Genomic DNA, 16,377 nt, shown 5'->3' with positions numbered 1-16,377 from the left:
GGCTATTAACACACCTGGCCCGGAGGTTTTGAGCCGTTTAAATGGCCTGGCGGATCGTTTCAATGCCTTCGGCCGTAATAGGTAATGGGTCGCCCAACAACTGATACCCATCCGGAGTGATCAGGAAGTCTTCTTCTATCCTGGTACCACCTGCCTGGCGGTAAGCCTCAAGTTTGTCGTAGTTGATAAAGCTGGCCAGCTTCTTTTCCTGCTTCCAGGCGTCTATTAGTTGTGGGGTAAAGTATAATCCGGGCTCTACGGTAACCACAAATCCAGCTTCCAGCGTTCTGCCCAGGCGTAATGATTTAAGGCCAAATTCAGTACTTTGTTTAAGGTTATCCGTATAGCCTACATAGGCTTCACCCAGGTTCTCCATATCATGCGTATCCAGACCAAGCATATGCCCTAATCCGCAAGGGAAGAACAGGGTATGGGCTCCGGCAGCTACTGATTCCTGGATATCGCCTTTCATGAGGCCAATCTGTTGCAGTCCTTCGGTAAGTGCGGCACAAGCCAGTAAGTGGATGTCTTTAAATAACCTACCGGGTTTTAATGCAGCCACAGCTTGTTGATAACTGTGTAATACAATGTTGTAAATCTCTTTCTGCCGGGTAGAAAATTGCTGATCTACCGGAAAAGTGCGGGTCATGTCACCGGCATATTGCATGGCCGTAGCAGCACCGCAATCGCATAAAACGGTTTGTCCCGGCTGTAATATGCTATCACTGTAGTGGTTATGCAGATATTGGCCGTTTACCGTCAGGATGGTAGGAAAAGACAGGTTACCGCCTGCACTGACCGCGAGGCCTTGTAAGATACCTGCCAGTGCCGCTTCTGTTATACCGGCACGGGCCTGTTGCATAGCAGCGAGCTGCATGGCAGCAGTTGTATTCACCGCCTTGGTGATCTCTGCGACCTCTTCGGCAGATTTAACGGACCGCTGCGCTACTATTGCTTTGATAAGTGGTACGGATGCCTGTGCGGCTATGGCGGTAGTGGGCAACTGGAGATAGGCGCTTATCTTCAAGGCTGTTTCCGGCCGGTAGGGGGGCAGAAAATGCAGTGCCCTTTTGCCGGATTGTATTTTTTGTATGGCAGCATCCAATGCTTTGGAAGGTTGTACAGTAAGCAGTCCTGCCTGGGCCGCTTCATCCCGTAGTGGAGTCTGGGGGCCCATCCATACAATATCCTCTACGGTCAGCTCATCCCCGAAAAGGATTTCCGTACCTTGTTCCGGGTCAATCAGTAAAGCCAGTCCCGGCCGGTTTAGCCCGGTAAAGTACAGGAAGGAGCTGTCCTGCCGGAAGGGATAGAGATTATCTTTATAGTTCATACTGCTTTCTTCATTTCCCAATAGCAGGATGATCCCTTTTTTAATATCGTTTTTGAGCTTTGTTCTCCGCTGTTGATAAGTAGCTTCCTGAAACATACTTGATGTGTTTAGAGGTTATAACGTTACCATGGCTTTGATAACACCATTATCGGGTTGTTGCCAGCTGGTAAATGCTGTTTTTACTTCATCAAAGGTAACCTTGTGCGTAATATAATTAGCAGCGGATAATTGTTTGTTCCGGATAATGGTAGTGACGTATTCAAAATCTTCCCGGGTGGCATTACGGCTGCTCATTAAGGTGGCTTCCCGTTTATGGAATTGCGGATGATTGAAGATGATGTCTTCTTTTTGCAGTCCTATCAGTATATACCGCCCCCCATGTGCGAGGTAATGAAATGCATTGTTGATGGCATGCTGATTACCGGTGGCATCAATGATAACCGTAGGCATATCTCCGTTGGTAATCCTGCTTAATTGTGTTTCGGGATCGCTGGTAGTGGGGTTTACCAGGTGACGGATCCCCAGCTGTTTTTTGCAAAAAGCCAGCCTTGTTTCGTTGATATCCATGGCGATCACCTGCGCGCCTGCAATACCCGCCATGAGCATGGTACCTATTCCAATAGGGCCTGCACCGATTATCAGTACAAATTCTTCCGGCTGTATGGCTGCGCGGCGCACACCATGCGCGCCGATAGACAGGGGTTCTACCATGGCCAGTTCATCGTAGTTCAAACCATTACCTTTTACAAGCGCATCAGCTGGCACGGATACATACTCTGCCATCCCACCGTCTATATGTACACCAAATACCTGAATGCTTACACAGCAGTTGGGTTTCCCAGAACGGCAGGCAATACATTTGCCACAGCTGAAATAGGGAATAAAGGTGACAGCATCTCCTTTATTAAATCCTGGTAAATCCTTTTCCAGTTCAACAATCTCTCCGGATAATTCATGTCCCAGTACACGTGGGTATTCAAAATAGGGTTGTATTCCTTTGAAGGCATGTAAGTCAGTGCCACAGATACCTATCCGCCTGATCCGGATAATTACATTCCCTTTTGTAAGTACAGGTTTGGCCACTTCCTGATATTCAAATACTCCCGGTGATTTACATACCAGTATTTTCATGTTTGATCTATTGCGTATGCAAAGTGAAGCTATTTTCAGGGAAAAAATATGTTCGAAACAACCGCATGAATGTATTATTTTAGCATAAACGTTTTCATGTGAAACCCATCTTGAGAAGAGTAACGATCAACCCCCAATGCTCTTTCAGCGTCAGAAGGGATGCAGGAGCGGCATTGGTCAACAACTGGCATTACCATCCGGAAATAGAACTGTTGCTGATCAGCCAGTCCGGCGGTACCCAGATCATTGGTGATAAAACAGCTACGTTATATACACCACATCATCTTGTATTGATAGGACCTTACCTGCCACATACTTTTATTCATGATGAAAAATACATTACACCGGAAGTAGCACATAAAACCACCGCAACTGTAGCGCATTTTTTTGAAGATTCCTTTGGTAAAGGTTTTATGGAACTACCGGAGATGACTGCTATTAAAGAGCTGTTATCGATCTCTAAATACGGACTGCAGATAGTGGGTAAAACCCTGAAAAAGGTAGTGCCGATGATGCAGAAACTGCCGGAAGCTTCTTTTACAGAGCGCATGCTGCTGCTGATGCAGATCCTCCACCATATTGCGGATGAGCAGGAGTACGAAGTGATTACCAGTAAGGGGTTTGCGGGTACTTATTCTACCAATGATGATGAACGGATTAACAAGATCTATCAATATACGTTCAATAATTTTCACCGGGTTATTAAAATCGAAGAGGTCGCCGCGGAAGCTAACCTGGCGAAGGAGTCATTTTGCCGCTATTTCAAACAAAAAATACGTAAAACATATCTCCAGTTTTTGATGGAAATACGTATAGGGCATGCCTGCCGATTGCTGATCGAAAAAGATTGGAGCGTAGCGGAGATCGCCTATGCCTGCGGCTATAACAACATTTCAAATTTCCATCACCAGTTCAAAAAAATTGCGGGAAAAAGCCCGTTGCTATACCAGGAAGAACACCTGAAGAAGATCAGCCAGCATGCTTCATAACCATCACCGGATGAGCGGAAATGTCAGGTGAGTATAGCCGGGAAGGTAGCCTCCTGAAAATTAGCCACTCCGGATTTTATTTAGTTAATATAATACTTTCATTGGTTTATTTCAGACAACCGCCATTCAAAAAAAAGAACTCTATTTGTACTGTCATCACCTCCACTTACCGGCATATGCCTGGAGGGTAATAGCAGAAGATGTATGTAGAATGTAATTGCTGACAACCAATTATCAACAACGGCTTTTCCCTTATTTCCAGAATCAGTAAACGAAAACAGCAACTGTTTTTTATGGGTATGTTATACCTGTGCAACGCGTGTGAACAATCAACTTCCCTTTACTTTTTAAAAATGATGCAATGAAACATCTTTTATCTGTTGGATTACTACTGCTAACACTCGTTGGCATGGCTTATGGCCAGAAAAGAACAATAACGGGGAGGGTTACTTCAGCCGAAAATGGAGCGCCGCTTATCGGCGTATCTGTGATGATCACGGGTACCACCATAGGTACCGCTACCAAAGCAGATGGCTCTTATTCGCTTGCTTTTGAGAAGGCGAATGCGGTAATCCGGTTCTCTTTTATCGGCATGGAAAGCCAGGAGATACCGGCTACTGCGGCTACAGTGTACAATGTGGTACTACAGCCGAAAGATGGAAGTCTGGGTGAAGTGGTGGTTACTGCATTAGGTGTAAAAAGAGAAAAGAAAGCATTGGGGTATGCCGTACAGGAACTAAAGGGTGGGGACCTGAACAAAACGAAAGACCTGAACATCGTCAATGCACTTTCCGGTAAAGTTGCGGGTATACAGGTTACCAACGCAGGGGGGGCGGTAGGATCCTCTTCCAGGATTATTATCCGTGGCAATAACTCTTTTGGCAACAACCAACCCTTGTTTGTAGTAGACGGAGTGCCGATCATGAATGATGCTACCACCGTAAGCGCAGGACAGGGAGTGGATTATGGTAATAGCGCTGCCGATATTGATCCTAATAATATAGAATCCGTAAGTGTGCTGAAAGGTGCCAATGCGGCTGCATTGTATGGGTCCCGTGCCGCTAATGGCGTGATCCTGATCACCACCAAAAAAGGGCTGCAGAAAGGCAGGCTGGGGGTAGATTTTTCCTCCTCACTTACTTTTGATAATGTATATATCATGCCTAAATACCAGAATGAATACGGGCAGGGATTGTATGGCAGTGAGCAGATCTGGAAACGGGACCATCCGGAAATGAGCTACCAGGATTACGCGAAAAAATATGCTTACAACTATGTAGATGGCAGAGGATCAGGTGTAAACGATATGCTGGATGAAAGCTGGGGACCACGTATGGACGCTGGCTTGAAGCTGGACCAGTTTATGGGTAAAGATCAGCCCTGGGTATCGCATCCTAATAATGTGAAGGACTTCTGGCAAACAGGCATCACCTCAGATAATAATGTTGCAGTATCCTCCTCCGGTGATAAGGCAGCAGGCCGTTTATCATTGTCCAACCTGCAGGTGAAAGGCACTATTCCCAATACAGACCTTTCCCAGAATACCGTCAATTTCAGTGGTACGCTTACGCCATCCGACCGCCTTACAGCACAGGTGAATGTAACTTACCTCCAACGCAAAAGCGGTAATCTGCCTTCCGGACAATATACTTCTTCTAATCCTATTTTTTCCATTGGTGGCTGGACAGGCCGCCAGGTAGATATGCGCCTGCTGAAAGACCATTGGCAGGATAATGATGCACTGGGACAGCCATATAACTGGTCGCAGGTGGCAGATAATCCTTACCTGATGATCCACAATACCAATGCGATGGACAGGGTGCGGATGTTCGGTAATTTTAATCTTGCCTATAAGATTGCAGACTGGCTGACTGCGAAAGCAGTTGTAGGTACGGATAACTACTCAGAAGAACGCAAGAATATTATACAATCCAGGTCCAAACAAAGTTCCAGTGGAGGCCGGTTTGAACAAACACATATCCGTACCAATGAAACCAACGCTGACTTCCTTTTCCTGGTGGATAAACGCATCTCTACTGCCTTTCGTATAGACGGTACGTTGGGGGCCAACTACCGGAATAATAAATATAACTCCATGTGGTTGCAGGCATCCCAGCTTACGGTGCCTGATTTGTATACGATCGGTAATGTGAAAGGAACAGTAGGTTCTTCCATGTTCAGAAGCGAGAAAGAAACACAGAGTATCTACGGCTCTGCCAATATTTCTTACAATGATTACCTGTTCCTCGGTATCACCGGCCGAAATGATTGGAGCTCGGCATTGCCTGCCAGCAACCGCTCTTATTTTTATCCTTCCTTCAACCTGGGATTTGTATTCACAGATGGATTTCAGATGCATTCCAGCGTACTTACCTATGGTAAAGTAAGAGGTAGCTGGGCACAGGTAGGGAATGATACCGGCCCTTACAGCACTGCAGCTACGTATGCTGCCGGAGGTACTCCCTGGAATGGGGTGGCATTGTACAATTATGCCCGCCAGATACCACCACTGGGATTAAAACCGGAAATCACCTCCTCCTTTGAAGTGGGTACGGAACTGCGCTTCTTTGGCGACCGCATTGGGCTGGATCTTTCTTATTACAACATGAAAACAAATAACCAGATCATGTCTGTTGGGATATCCAAACCTACCGGATTCAGCTCTATCCTGATCAACGCAGGTGAAATACAAAATACCGGCGTTGAGCTGATGCTGACAGGCGCCGTCCTTAAAAATACCAAAGGGCTTAACTGGGATATTACCGTCAACTGGGCGAAGAACAAGAATAAAGTAAACCGCCTTTATCCCGGTATTGAATCTTATGACCTGGGACCAGCCAATAACGTGATCGTACAGGCGATTCCTGGTGAACCTTTTGGGCAGATCAAAGGTGGCGCTTATAAAAGGGATGCTAATGGTAGTATCGTTGTAGATAGTAAAGGGGTACCTATGGTGGTATCCGGACAAACACTCGGCAATGTATTGCCTGACTGGACCGGAGGTATCAATAACTCCTTTACTTACCGGAATTTTAACCTCAGCTTCCTGCTGGATATGCGCTGGGGTGGCGACCTGTTTTCCTATACTATCTGGCACAATCAGGCCAATGGTACCTTGCCCAATACTACTGCCAACAATGTAAGGGAAACAGGATTGATCGTAGATGGGGTGAAAGAGGATGGTACCAAAAATGATATCCGTATTACAGCAGAAGATTATTTCCGGGGCAACTACATCTGGGACCTGCATGAAAATGCAATCGTGAACGCCAGTTATATCAAGCTGCGGGAACTAACCTTAAACTATCGTATCCCGGTGCAGAAAATCAAGTTCCTCAGCTCTGCCAGCATAGGCTTTGTAGGCCGCAACCTGGCACTGCTTTATACACACAAATCCAATATCGCGCATATCGATCCGGAAACAGGTATGGGAACCGGCAATAACGGATTGGGAATAGAGATCTATCAATTACCTCCATCCAGAAGCTTAGGCTTGAAATTGCAATTAGGGTTCTAGTTTAATCTTGGTTTAAATCTGAAAAAATGAAACAACTGTTTATAAAATCTGTCTTCGGCTTGCTGGTATTACTACAGGTTACTGCCTGTACCCGCACATTTGATGAGATGAATACAAATCCGAACAATCCGGTCACGGCACCGGCTACCAATATTCTCGCCAGATCTATACAGGCTACTGCCGGTACCTTGTATGGAGAACGTTTAGGGATGTATTACCTGGGGGCCTATGGCGGCCAGACTTCGGTACGTTCTGTAGGGGCTTTTTATGAATACCGGGCAGAGATCGTATTAAGTCATTGGACCAGTCTGTATCAGATTATGAACGATTTGCAAAAGGTGATCCTGCAGTCGGAAAAAGACAATAATAAAAATATGCAGGCGGCAGCTATAACTTTAAAAGCCTTTGTAGCCCAGTATGTTACTGATATGTGGGGGGATGTACCTTATTCAGATGCTTTGAAAGGAGAAGATGGTGTAATACAACCTGCCTACGATACGCAGGAAGCCATTTACAATTCCCTGCTGGCAGAATTGAAGAAAGCCGCTGATCTTTTTAATGAAGGGGCTATTGATAAACTGGGAGATGGGGATATTCTGATGAGCAATAATACCGGCAAATGGAAACGGTTCTGTAATTCCCTCCGCCTGAGAGTGGCCATGCGTATGTCATATGCCGCTCCTGCGGTAGCCACGGCCGCTTTAAAGGAGGTATTGACGAATGCGGCCAGCTATCCGGTATTGCAGCAGGACGAGAATGTATCGCTGCAATGGCTGGGTACTGCGCCATACAATGAACCATGGTATGAATTCCTGCGCACGCGCACAGATTATGCCATGAATGCTACATTGATAGACGTACTGAATAATTATGCTGATCCCCGGTTGCCGGTATACGCATTGCCCGCTGCAGATGATGGCTTATACCACGGACTGATTACCGGCCGCCCTGGCAGCGAGTTTACCCTGAACAATGTATCCAGGATAGGTACAAAGTTTGCCGGAACGGCCAATGGACTTTCTCCGTTTATGCGCTATTCGGAAGTGTGCTTTATCATGGCAGAAGCCTATCAGCGTAATTTGGTAACTGGTAATGCGGCGGATGCTTATGTTAAAGGAATTACGGCTTCTATGGCAGAGAATGGCATCACTAATATAAGTACTTATCTGAATGATCCTAAAGTAGCACTGGCGGGTAACAATGGAGATTTGCAAAAGATTAACCTGCAAAAATGGATCGCATTGTTTAAACAAAGTGCGGAAGCATGGAGTGAAGCGAGAAGAACAGATGTTCCATTAATGGCCAAAGTACCATATGATTATAACGGCTCGCACAACAGGCCTCCTTTCCGTTATCCTTATCCGGAAGAAGAACTGTTCCTGAACGAAAAGAATATTAAGCCACATATGGAAGGGCTGGAGAATAATGATAAATACTGGGGCAAACAGGTATGGTGGGATAAAAGATCAAATGTGCATTAGGAAAATGTAATGCTCAACAAAAATAACGGACCTTATGAGTATGAATAACAGGATGTGGATGCTGGTGGCCCTGGTGGTATGGGCCACCAGTACATTGGCACAGGATAGTAACCAATACGATCAGATCAGTAATAAACGCTTTGATCCCGCTACTTTTTTGTGGTATGACAAACCTGCGGCAGAATGGAACGAAGCGCTGCCGGTAGGAAATGGGCGTTTGGGAGGAATGGTATTTGGAAATGCTTTAGCAGAACGTATACAATTAAACGAGGACACCTACTGGACCGGCGGGCCTTATAATGCTGTGGTAAAAGAGGGATACAAGGCCCTGCCGGAAATCAGGCAGCTGGTATTTAAAGGTGAAATGAAGCAGGCACATAACCTGTTTGGCAGAACACTGATGGGATATCCGGTAGAACAGCAGAAATACCAGTCGCTGGCCAACCTGCAACTGACATTTAAAAATACCGGGGAAGTAACCGGCTACCGGCGCTGGCTGGATCTGAAAACAGGAGTTACCAGTCTGCAATATGTAAGCGGTGGTGTTACCTACAAGCGGGAGGTTTTTTCTTCTGTACCTGATCAGGTAATCGTAGTGAGGATCACTGCCAGTAAACCAGGCAGTATTTCCTTTCAGGCCAATTTACATGGCGTACGAAATCAGGAGCACTCCAACTATGCCACCGATTATTTCCGGATGGATGGAGATGGCAAAGATGAACTGATATTAACCGGGAAGTCGGCCGACTATCTGGGCGTAGCTGGCAAAATGAAATATGAGGCCCGGTTAAAAGCGACTACCGAAGGAGGTACCATTAAAGTAACAGACCGGGACCTTGTGGTGGAAAATGCAAATACGGTCACCTTGTACTTTGCTGCAGCTACCAACTTTGTAAACTATAAGGATGTAAGCGCTGATCAGCATAAAAGGGTATTGGACTACCTGGATAAAATCAAAGATAAGTCCTATGCTACTATCTTGCAGGCACACCTGGCAGATTATAAGCAATTGTTCGACCGGGTAGTATTACGTTTACCGGTTACAGCTAACGCTTACCTGCCTACGAATGAAAGAATGCAGCAGAATATGACAGCGTCTGATCCGCAGCTGGCGGCTCTGGCTTACCAGTTTGGTCGTTATGTCCTGATGTCATCTTCCCGCCCCGGTACGCAGGCCGCTAATCTGCAAGGTATCTGGAACAACGATATGAATCCTGCCTGGGATTCGAAGTATACTACCAACATCAACCTGGAAATGAATTACTGGGCAGTGGAATCGGCTAACCTCAGCGAGTGTGCGGAACCATTGATCCAGCTGGTAAAGCAGCTTACAGATCAGGGTGCGCAGGTAGCTAAAGAACATTATGGCTGCAGGGGTTGGGTATGCCATCAGAATACGGATCAATGGATGGTGGCCGCACCGATGGACGGCCCGGCATGGGGTGCGTTCACACCTGGAGGTGCCTGGTTGTGTACCATGTTGTGGGAACATTACCTGTATACACAGGATAAACAGTACCTGCAGGATATTTACCCGGTGCTCAAAGGAGCAGTAGATTTTTACATGGATTTCCTGGTACCACATCCTAATGGCAGATGGCTGGTTACCAATCCTTCCACTTCACCGGAGAACTTCCCGGCTAGTCCTTCTAACGGCCCTTTCTTTGATGAAGTAACCGGGGGGATGCTCCCCGGCACTACCATCTGTGCAGGTGCTTCTATAGACATGCAGATCTTGTCCGATCTGTTTGGCGGATATACACAGGCGGCAGGTATCTTAGGAAAAGATGCCGGTTACGTATCTACTGTGATTGCTGCAAAGCAACGGTTTCCTCCGCCACGGGCTGGCAAAGACGGTACGTTGCAGGAATGGGCAGACGATTGGGGCCAGCTGGAAAAAGAACACCGGCACGCTTCTCACATGTATGGGCTGTATCCCGGCAACGTATTATCTGTATCCGGAACGCCAACATTAATACCCGCCTGTAAAGCGGTACTGGAGCAGCGGGGGGACGGTGCCACCGGCTGGTCAAGGGCCTGGAAAACCGCCCTATGGGCCAGATTAAGGGATGGTAACCGGGCTAATAAGATCTTTAAAAGATATCTGAAAGAACAAGCCAGCCCACAACTGTTTGCCAAATGTGGTAAACCCATGCAGGTAGATGCTACGTTAGGAATGACCGCCGCCATTTCAGAGATGCTGGTGCAGTCGCAGGAGGGCGTTATAGACTTGTTGCCAGCTTTGCCGGATGAATGGCAGGATGGTGAAGTAAAAGGTATCCGTGCCCGTGGTGCTTTTGAACTGCAGTTTAGCTGGCAGACAGGTAAGGTGAACCGGGTGGAGGTGATGTCCGGGCAGGGCAGCCTCTGCCGGATAAAGCCCGGCGCAGCATTGCAGGTGACGGCTAATGGCCGCAAAGTAAAAGTACAAAAGGCTAAGGATGGTACCCTCACTTTTCCTACAGTGAAAGGACAGACTTATATCCTCCAATAAAAACAGCATTACCACATTTATCAAATTAGTGTATCAAAGTCTATGATGAAGAAAAGGATTGTTTTAGGACTGCTATTGTTGCTGATGATTTGCTGCCTGGTACTTCCGGCCATGGCGCAGCCATCTGCTGTGCCGCTCACGCTGGAAGATATTTACAGCAAAGGAATATACAACCGCAAGGGATATGGACCGGTGAGATGGATGAAAGATAACAAAGGGTACTCTACCCTGGAAGCTGCTGCCACTTCACGGGGCAGGGATATCATCCGGTATGAAGCAGGCAGCGGCCGGAGAAGTGTATTGGTAGCAGCAGCGCAACTGATTCCGGCGGGAGCGCAGGAACCATTGACTATCGCAGATTATACCTGGTCGGATGATAATTCCCAACTGCTGATATTTACCAATACCAGGAGGGTATGGCGCTATAATACCAGGGGCGATTACTGGGTGTTGAACCTGCAATCAGGCAAATTGCAGCAAGTAGGAAAAACAGTGCCACGCAGTACATTGATGTTTGCCAAATTTTCTCCGGATGCCTCCAGGGTAGCCTATGTAAGTAATAACAATATTTATGTGGAAGAGCTGGCCTCCGGTAATACCCGGCAGCTGACGCAGGATGGTAATGCAGATATTATCAATGGCACCTTTGACTGGGTATATGAAGAAGAGCTGGACTGCCGGGATGGGTTCCGCTGGAGCCCGGATGGTAAAAATATTGCTTACTGGCAATCTGATACCAGGGGTGTAGGTACTTTTTACCTGATTGATAATATTGATTCCCTGTATTCAAAACCTATGCCTTTTCCTTATCCTAAAGTAGGTACTACGCTCTCTGCAGTGAAAGTAGGTGTTATCAGCGCCACCGGTGGCGATCCCCGCTGGTTTGATATACCTGGTGATCCGCGTAATAATTACCTGGCAAGGATGGACTTTATCCCCCATTCGGATGAGGTAATGATACAGCAGCTGAACAGGCCGCAGAACACCAATAAGGTATGGGTAGGGAACACCGGCAACATGGCATTGCATAATATCCTGACTGATCAGGATGACGCCTTCCTCGATATCCATGATAATATCAAATGGCTGGACCATGAAAAGTATTTTACCTGGACGAGTGAGCGCGATGGCTGGCTGCATTTGTATAAGGTGTCCAGGGATGGGAAGGTAATGCAACCTGTTACCAAAGGTGATTTTGATGTGGTAAGTATCAGTTGTATAGACCCGCAGGGAGGATATGTATACTATATCGCTTCTCCGGATAACTATATCCAGCGGTATTTATACCGGAGCCGTATGGATGGAAAAGGACAAGCAGAAAGGGTTACTCCCGCAGGGCAGGAGGGGCAGCATGCTTATCAGTTGTCGACAGATGCGAAATGGGCTATCCATACTTTTCAGAATCATATTACACCAGACAGGATTTCCCTGGTAAATATTCCGGCTCATAAAACGATTAGTTCGCTGGAAGACAACCATGCACTGAAAGCGCGGTATGATCAGTTAAAGCTGCCCCCCAAGGAATTTGTAAAAGTAGATATAGGCGATCACGTTATCCTCGACGCCTGGATGATCAAACCGGCTGATTTTGATCCCGCTAAAAAATATCCACTACTGTTTTATGTATACGGAGAACCGGCAGGGTCTACTGTACAGGACAACTGGGATGGGAATGACCTCTGGCATCAGTACATGGCGCAGCAGGGGTATGTTGTGATGAGTGTTGACAACAGGGGCACTAAAGTACCCAGGGGACGTACCTGGCGTAAAAGCATTTACGGACAGATCGGTATCCTGGCGTCGCAGGACCAGCAAAAGGCGGCTACAGCGATCTGTAACACGTATCCTTTTATTGATAAAAACAGGGTAGGTATCTGGGGGTGGAGTGGTGGAGGGCAGATGACCCTTAACTGCATGTTCCGCTACGCAGATACCTATAAAACCGGGCTGGCAGTATCCTTTGTATCAGATCAGCGATTGTATGATGCTACATACCAGGAGCGGTATATGGGGCTGCTGGATGAAAACGCAAAAGGATATCATGATGGCTCACCGATTAATTATGCCGCAGGCCTGAAAGGCAAGCTGATGATCATACATGGAACGGCAGACGACAATGTACATTACCAGAGTTTTGAAATGCTGGCCAATGAACTGATCCGGCAGAACAAGCTGTTTTATATGATGTCTTATCCTATGCGTTCACACAGCATTCATGAAAGAGAAAATACTTCGCTTCATCTGCGGCGTACGATGGAAAGATACTGGAAGGAACATTTGTGAGAAAAATCCCGCTGATATTAACAGACTTTCATAAAACGAATAAAATGGAAAACTATCCCAGTATATTCAATGATGTGATAGGCCCCGTTATGCGGGGGCCCTCCAGCTCGCATTGTGCCGCAGCTTTAAGAATAGGCCGCTTTTGCCGGGAGCTGATGGAGGGGGATATCAGCGATATTTTTATTGTATTTGATCCGGAAGGCTCACTGGCTACCACCCATAAGAGCCAGGGTTCCGATATGGGGCTGTATGGTGGTTTTCTTGGCTGGGAGGCAGATGATGAACGCTTGCCTTCTTCTGAACAGTTTATTGAAAAAGCAGGTATTCATATCAGTATCACTATTGCAGACATAGGGGATACCCATCCCAATACTTACCAGGTAACCCTGCAGAATAGCCGGGAAACACACCAGCTCACGGCCATCTCTACGGGCGGGGGCATGATCACTGTATTGGATATTGACGGGGCCGCAGTAACGATGGCCGGCGATTTTCATGAAACACTGATTTATTGTGCATCACCTGCCAGCCTGTTATCAGTTATTGAAAGCAAAGTACCGTTTGATAGTATAGTAGTGCATGCTGGAAGATTATCTTTTATAGAGATCAAATCACAGGAACGCTTACCCGATGATATTTGCCGTCAGTTAGGCGCCATAGGAGGGGTGACGGCAGTAAAGCGGATAGCTCCCGTACTACCAATATTATCCCGGAAAAATCTGCAGGTGCCTTTTATTACCTGTGAAGGGATGCTGGAATACAATCAGGGAAAGGCACTGGCACTTTGGGAGCTGGCAGTAGCATATGAAAGTGCACGCGGTAATATTGCCCCGGAAACTGTTTTTGAAATGATGCGGCGTATTGTACGTATTATGGAAACGTCTATACACAGTGGTTTAAAAGGTACACAATACACAGACCGTTTACTGGGTAGCCAGTCGGTGCAGTTTAAAGCGGAGCTGGAAAGCCAGCGTCTGGTAGATGGTGCAGTGCTCAATACGATCATTATGTATGTATCTGCCATGATGGAAGTGAAAAGCTCGATGGGGGTTATTGTGGCTGCACCTACTGCAGGCTCCTGCGGCGCGTTGCCGGGAGCAGTATTGGGTACCGCTGCAGCCTTGGGGTTATCAGAAGAGGAAAAGGTAAAGGCTATGCTGGCAGCAGCTATGATTGGCGTGTTTATTGCCGCTCATGCTACGTTCGCCGCAGAGGTGGGTGGTTGTCAGGCAGAGTGCGGATCCGGGGCGGGGATGGCCGCTGCTGCAATTGTATGGCTGGCAAAAGGCAGCCTGCAGCAGTCTTTGTCGGCGGCTTCTGTAGCTGTGCAGAACTCCCTGGGCATGATCTGTGATCCTATTGCCAACAGGGTAGAAGCACCCTGTCTTGGAAAAAATGTGCTGGCAGCTACCAATGCATTATCCTGTGCAAATATGGCATTGGCAAATTACGACCATCTTATTCCACTGGATGAGGTGATTGAAACCATGAAACAGGTGGGCGACAGTATTCCCCACACGCTGCGGTGCACCACGCTTGGCGGACTTTCTATCACTAAAACGGCTAAAGCGCTCGAAGAAAAACTAAATACAGGTGCCGGATTTAAAAGTTGTTGACCCCTCATTAAAACCTTTCGGGCCATTTTCCTGTGATGACGGGTGGCAATGGCTGATAAACGGAAAGTGAATACAGACCGGCTATTAAGGCCAACTTTTCTAGCTAAAAAACCTTGGCATGGTGATGGTATTTTTGTCAAGTAAGCTTAATTTAGTGTTTCGTTACCCAATTAACATCATCAATCTAAACCAAACCAACCAGTATGAAAAAGGCACTACTTTTTGCATTACTGCTACCTTTCTTTGCGGTAGCACAGGACAAAGGCATCCATTTTGAACATGGACTCAGCTGGGCCGAGATACAGGCCAAAGCCAAAGCGGAGAACAAATACATTTTTATCGATTGTTTTACTACCTGGTGCGGACCATGTAAGTACATGTCTGCCAACATTTTCCCATTGGAAGAAGTCGGCAATTTTATGAACGACAAATATATCAGCGTAAAAGTACAGATGGACGAAGCCGCCAAGGATAATGAAGAAGTGAAAAAGTGGTATGCTGATGCAAAAATGATAGGAGAAAAATACAGCGTACGTGCTTATCCTACTTTTCTCTTTTTTGCGCCAGACGGAAGTATCGTAGACCGTCAGGTAGGTGGCGGTGAAGCGCAGGCGTTTATTGAAAGGTGCGCAGATGCACTAAAGCCAGAGAAACAATATTACACCCAACTGGACCAGTATAATAAAGGAAAAAAAGATCCTGAATTTTTACGCAGTCTGGCTTTGCTGGCATTAGATAAGTATGATCAGAAGAATGCAACTACCTTTTCTAAATTATACCTGGATCAGCAAAAAGACCTGTATACAAAAGAGAACCTGGAGTTTATTAATAAATTCACCAATAGCAGCAAGGATGTAGGGTTTAAAATGTTCCTGGAACATCCGGATAAAGTAAACAAAATATTAGGCAGCGGAGCGGCAGAAAATAAGATTATGGAGATCGCGGCGCAGGAAGAGATCTATCCCAAGCTGATGAAAAAAGATAAAAGTGCGCCTGACTGGGCAGGATTAGAAAAGGCTGTCAAGGCAAAATATCCTAAACTGGCAGAAGAAATGTTGCTGAAAACAAAAGTGCAGTATTTCTCTTATGTGAAAGATGCTGACAACGCAGTAGCCAATATTATTGCTTATATGAAAAAGTATGGTCATAAAGCAGATCCGCAGGAGCTGAATGAATATGCCTGGACCATCTTTGAAAAATGTAATGATATGAAATGCATCGAACAGGCCCTGGAGTGGAGCAAACGTTCTTTTAAAGATAAAGAAGTACCGGCTTTTATGGATACCTATGCGAACCTGCTGTTTAAATCAGGTAAAAAGGCAGATGCCATAGCATGGGAAGAAAAAGCGCTGAAGAGTGCAAATGAGCAGGAAAGAAAGAACTATGAAGAGACACTGGAGAAAATGAAGAAAGGTGATAAGTACTGGGAATAGCAAAAAATAATGGATGAGTTGCAGGGATGCGCGCTATATATTATCAGATACGCAAGGAGGGCTGGCCATTTTTAGGGTCAGCCCTCCTCATTTAGATACT

General features: G+C 46.4%; 9 protein-coding genes. 7 read left to right on the top strand and 2 right to left on the bottom strand.

From position 1 onward, the window contains the following. Nucleotides 1-37 precede the first annotated feature (37 nt). Nucleotides 38-1,429, bottom strand: coding sequence for an aminopeptidase P family protein (locus ABR189_RS08865; protein WP_354660114.1), 1,392 nt, complete (start codon nt 1,427-1,429; stop codon nt 38-40). A gap of 18 nt (nt 1,430-1,447) precedes the next feature. Continuing rightward, complete coding sequence (locus tag ABR189_RS08860) at nt 1,448-2,464, bottom strand: zinc-binding alcohol dehydrogenase family protein (protein WP_354660113.1); 1,017 nt, start codon at nt 2,462-2,464, stop codon at nt 1,448-1,450. 98 nt (nt 2,465-2,562) lie between these two features. Between ABR189_RS08860 and ABR189_RS08855 the strand changes: the two genes are divergently transcribed. The 7 genes from ABR189_RS08855 to ABR189_RS08825 all read left to right on the top strand — a co-directional run bounded on the left by ABR189_RS08855 (nt 2,563) and on the right by ABR189_RS08825 (nt 16,277). Further along, nucleotides 2,563-3,453 (top strand): AraC family transcriptional regulator, encoded by an 891-nt coding sequence (locus tag ABR189_RS08855; RefSeq protein WP_354660112.1) that lies wholly within the window; start codon nt 2,563-2,565, stop codon nt 3,451-3,453. Nucleotides 3,454-3,814: 361 nt separating this feature from the next. Further along, nucleotides 3,815-6,970, top strand: a complete 3,156-nt coding sequence (locus ABR189_RS08850) for a SusC/RagA family TonB-linked outer membrane protein (protein ID WP_354660111.1) — start codon at nt 3,815-3,817, stop codon at nt 6,968-6,970. A gap of 26 nt (nt 6,971-6,996) precedes the next feature. Beyond that, the gene (locus ABR189_RS08845; protein ID WP_354660110.1) at nt 6,997-8,451 is read left to right on the top strand and encodes a SusD/RagB family nutrient-binding outer membrane lipoprotein; all 1,455 of its coding nucleotides are present in this window, start codon (nt 6,997-6,999) and stop codon (nt 8,449-8,451) included. A gap of 34 nt (nt 8,452-8,485) precedes the next feature. Beyond that, nucleotides 8,486-10,945, top strand: coding sequence for a glycoside hydrolase family 95 protein (locus tag ABR189_RS08840; RefSeq protein WP_354660109.1), 2,460 nt, complete (start codon nt 8,486-8,488; stop codon nt 10,943-10,945). A 42-nt stretch (nt 10,946-10,987) separates the two neighbouring features. Then, nucleotides 10,988-13,228, top strand: a complete 2,241-nt coding sequence (locus tag ABR189_RS08835; RefSeq protein ID WP_354660108.1) for a S9 family peptidase — start codon at nt 10,988-10,990, stop codon at nt 13,226-13,228. Nucleotides 13,229-13,272: 44 nt separating this feature from the next. After that, nucleotides 13,273-14,844: an L-serine ammonia-lyase, iron-sulfur-dependent, subunit alpha gene (locus ABR189_RS08830; RefSeq protein ID WP_354660107.1), complete on the top strand. Its 1,572-nt coding sequence runs from the start codon at nt 13,273-13,275 to the stop codon at nt 14,842-14,844. 203 nt (nt 14,845-15,047) lie between these two features. After that, nucleotides 15,048-16,277 (top strand): thioredoxin fold domain-containing protein, encoded by a 1,230-nt coding sequence (locus ABR189_RS08825; protein ID WP_354660106.1) that lies wholly within the window; start codon nt 15,048-15,050, stop codon nt 16,275-16,277. Nucleotides 16,278-16,377: the final 100 nt, after the last annotated feature.

This window comes from Chitinophaga sp. H8 (genome assembly GCF_040567655.1).
In the GTDB taxonomy this organism is placed as follows: Bacteria; Bacteroidota; Bacteroidia; order Chitinophagales; family Chitinophagaceae; genus Chitinophaga; species Chitinophaga defluvii.
The sequence above is the reverse complement of the archived record's forward strand: the minus strand, read 5'-3'. Positions and strand labels throughout refer to the sequence as shown.

Excerpts from the sequence above, each read along its gene's own strand:
- ABR189_RS08865 (WP_354660114.1), bottom strand. The coding sequence starts at position 1,429 with ATGTTTCAGGAAGCTACTTATCAACAGCGGAGAACAAAGCTCAAAAAC.
- ABR189_RS08860 (WP_354660113.1), bottom strand. The coding sequence starts at position 2,464 with ATGAAAATACTGGTATGTAAATCACCGGGAGTATTTGAATATCAGGAA.
- ABR189_RS08850 (WP_354660111.1), top strand. The coding sequence starts at position 3,815 with ATGAAACATCTTTTATCTGTTGGATTACTACTGCTAACACTCGTTGGC.
- ABR189_RS08845 (WP_354660110.1), top strand. The coding sequence starts at position 6,997 with ATGAAACAACTGTTTATAAAATCTGTCTTCGGCTTGCTGGTATTACTA.
- ABR189_RS08840 (WP_354660109.1), top strand. The coding sequence starts at position 8,486 with ATGAGTATGAATAACAGGATGTGGATGCTGGTGGCCCTGGTGGTATGG.
- ABR189_RS08835 (WP_354660108.1), top strand. The coding sequence starts at position 10,988 with ATGATGAAGAAAAGGATTGTTTTAGGACTGCTATTGTTGCTGATGATT.
- ABR189_RS08830 (WP_354660107.1), top strand. The coding sequence starts at position 13,273 with ATGGAAAACTATCCCAGTATATTCAATGATGTGATAGGCCCCGTTATG.
- ABR189_RS08825 (WP_354660106.1), top strand. The coding sequence starts at position 15,048 with ATGAAAAAGGCACTACTTTTTGCATTACTGCTACCTTTCTTTGCGGTA.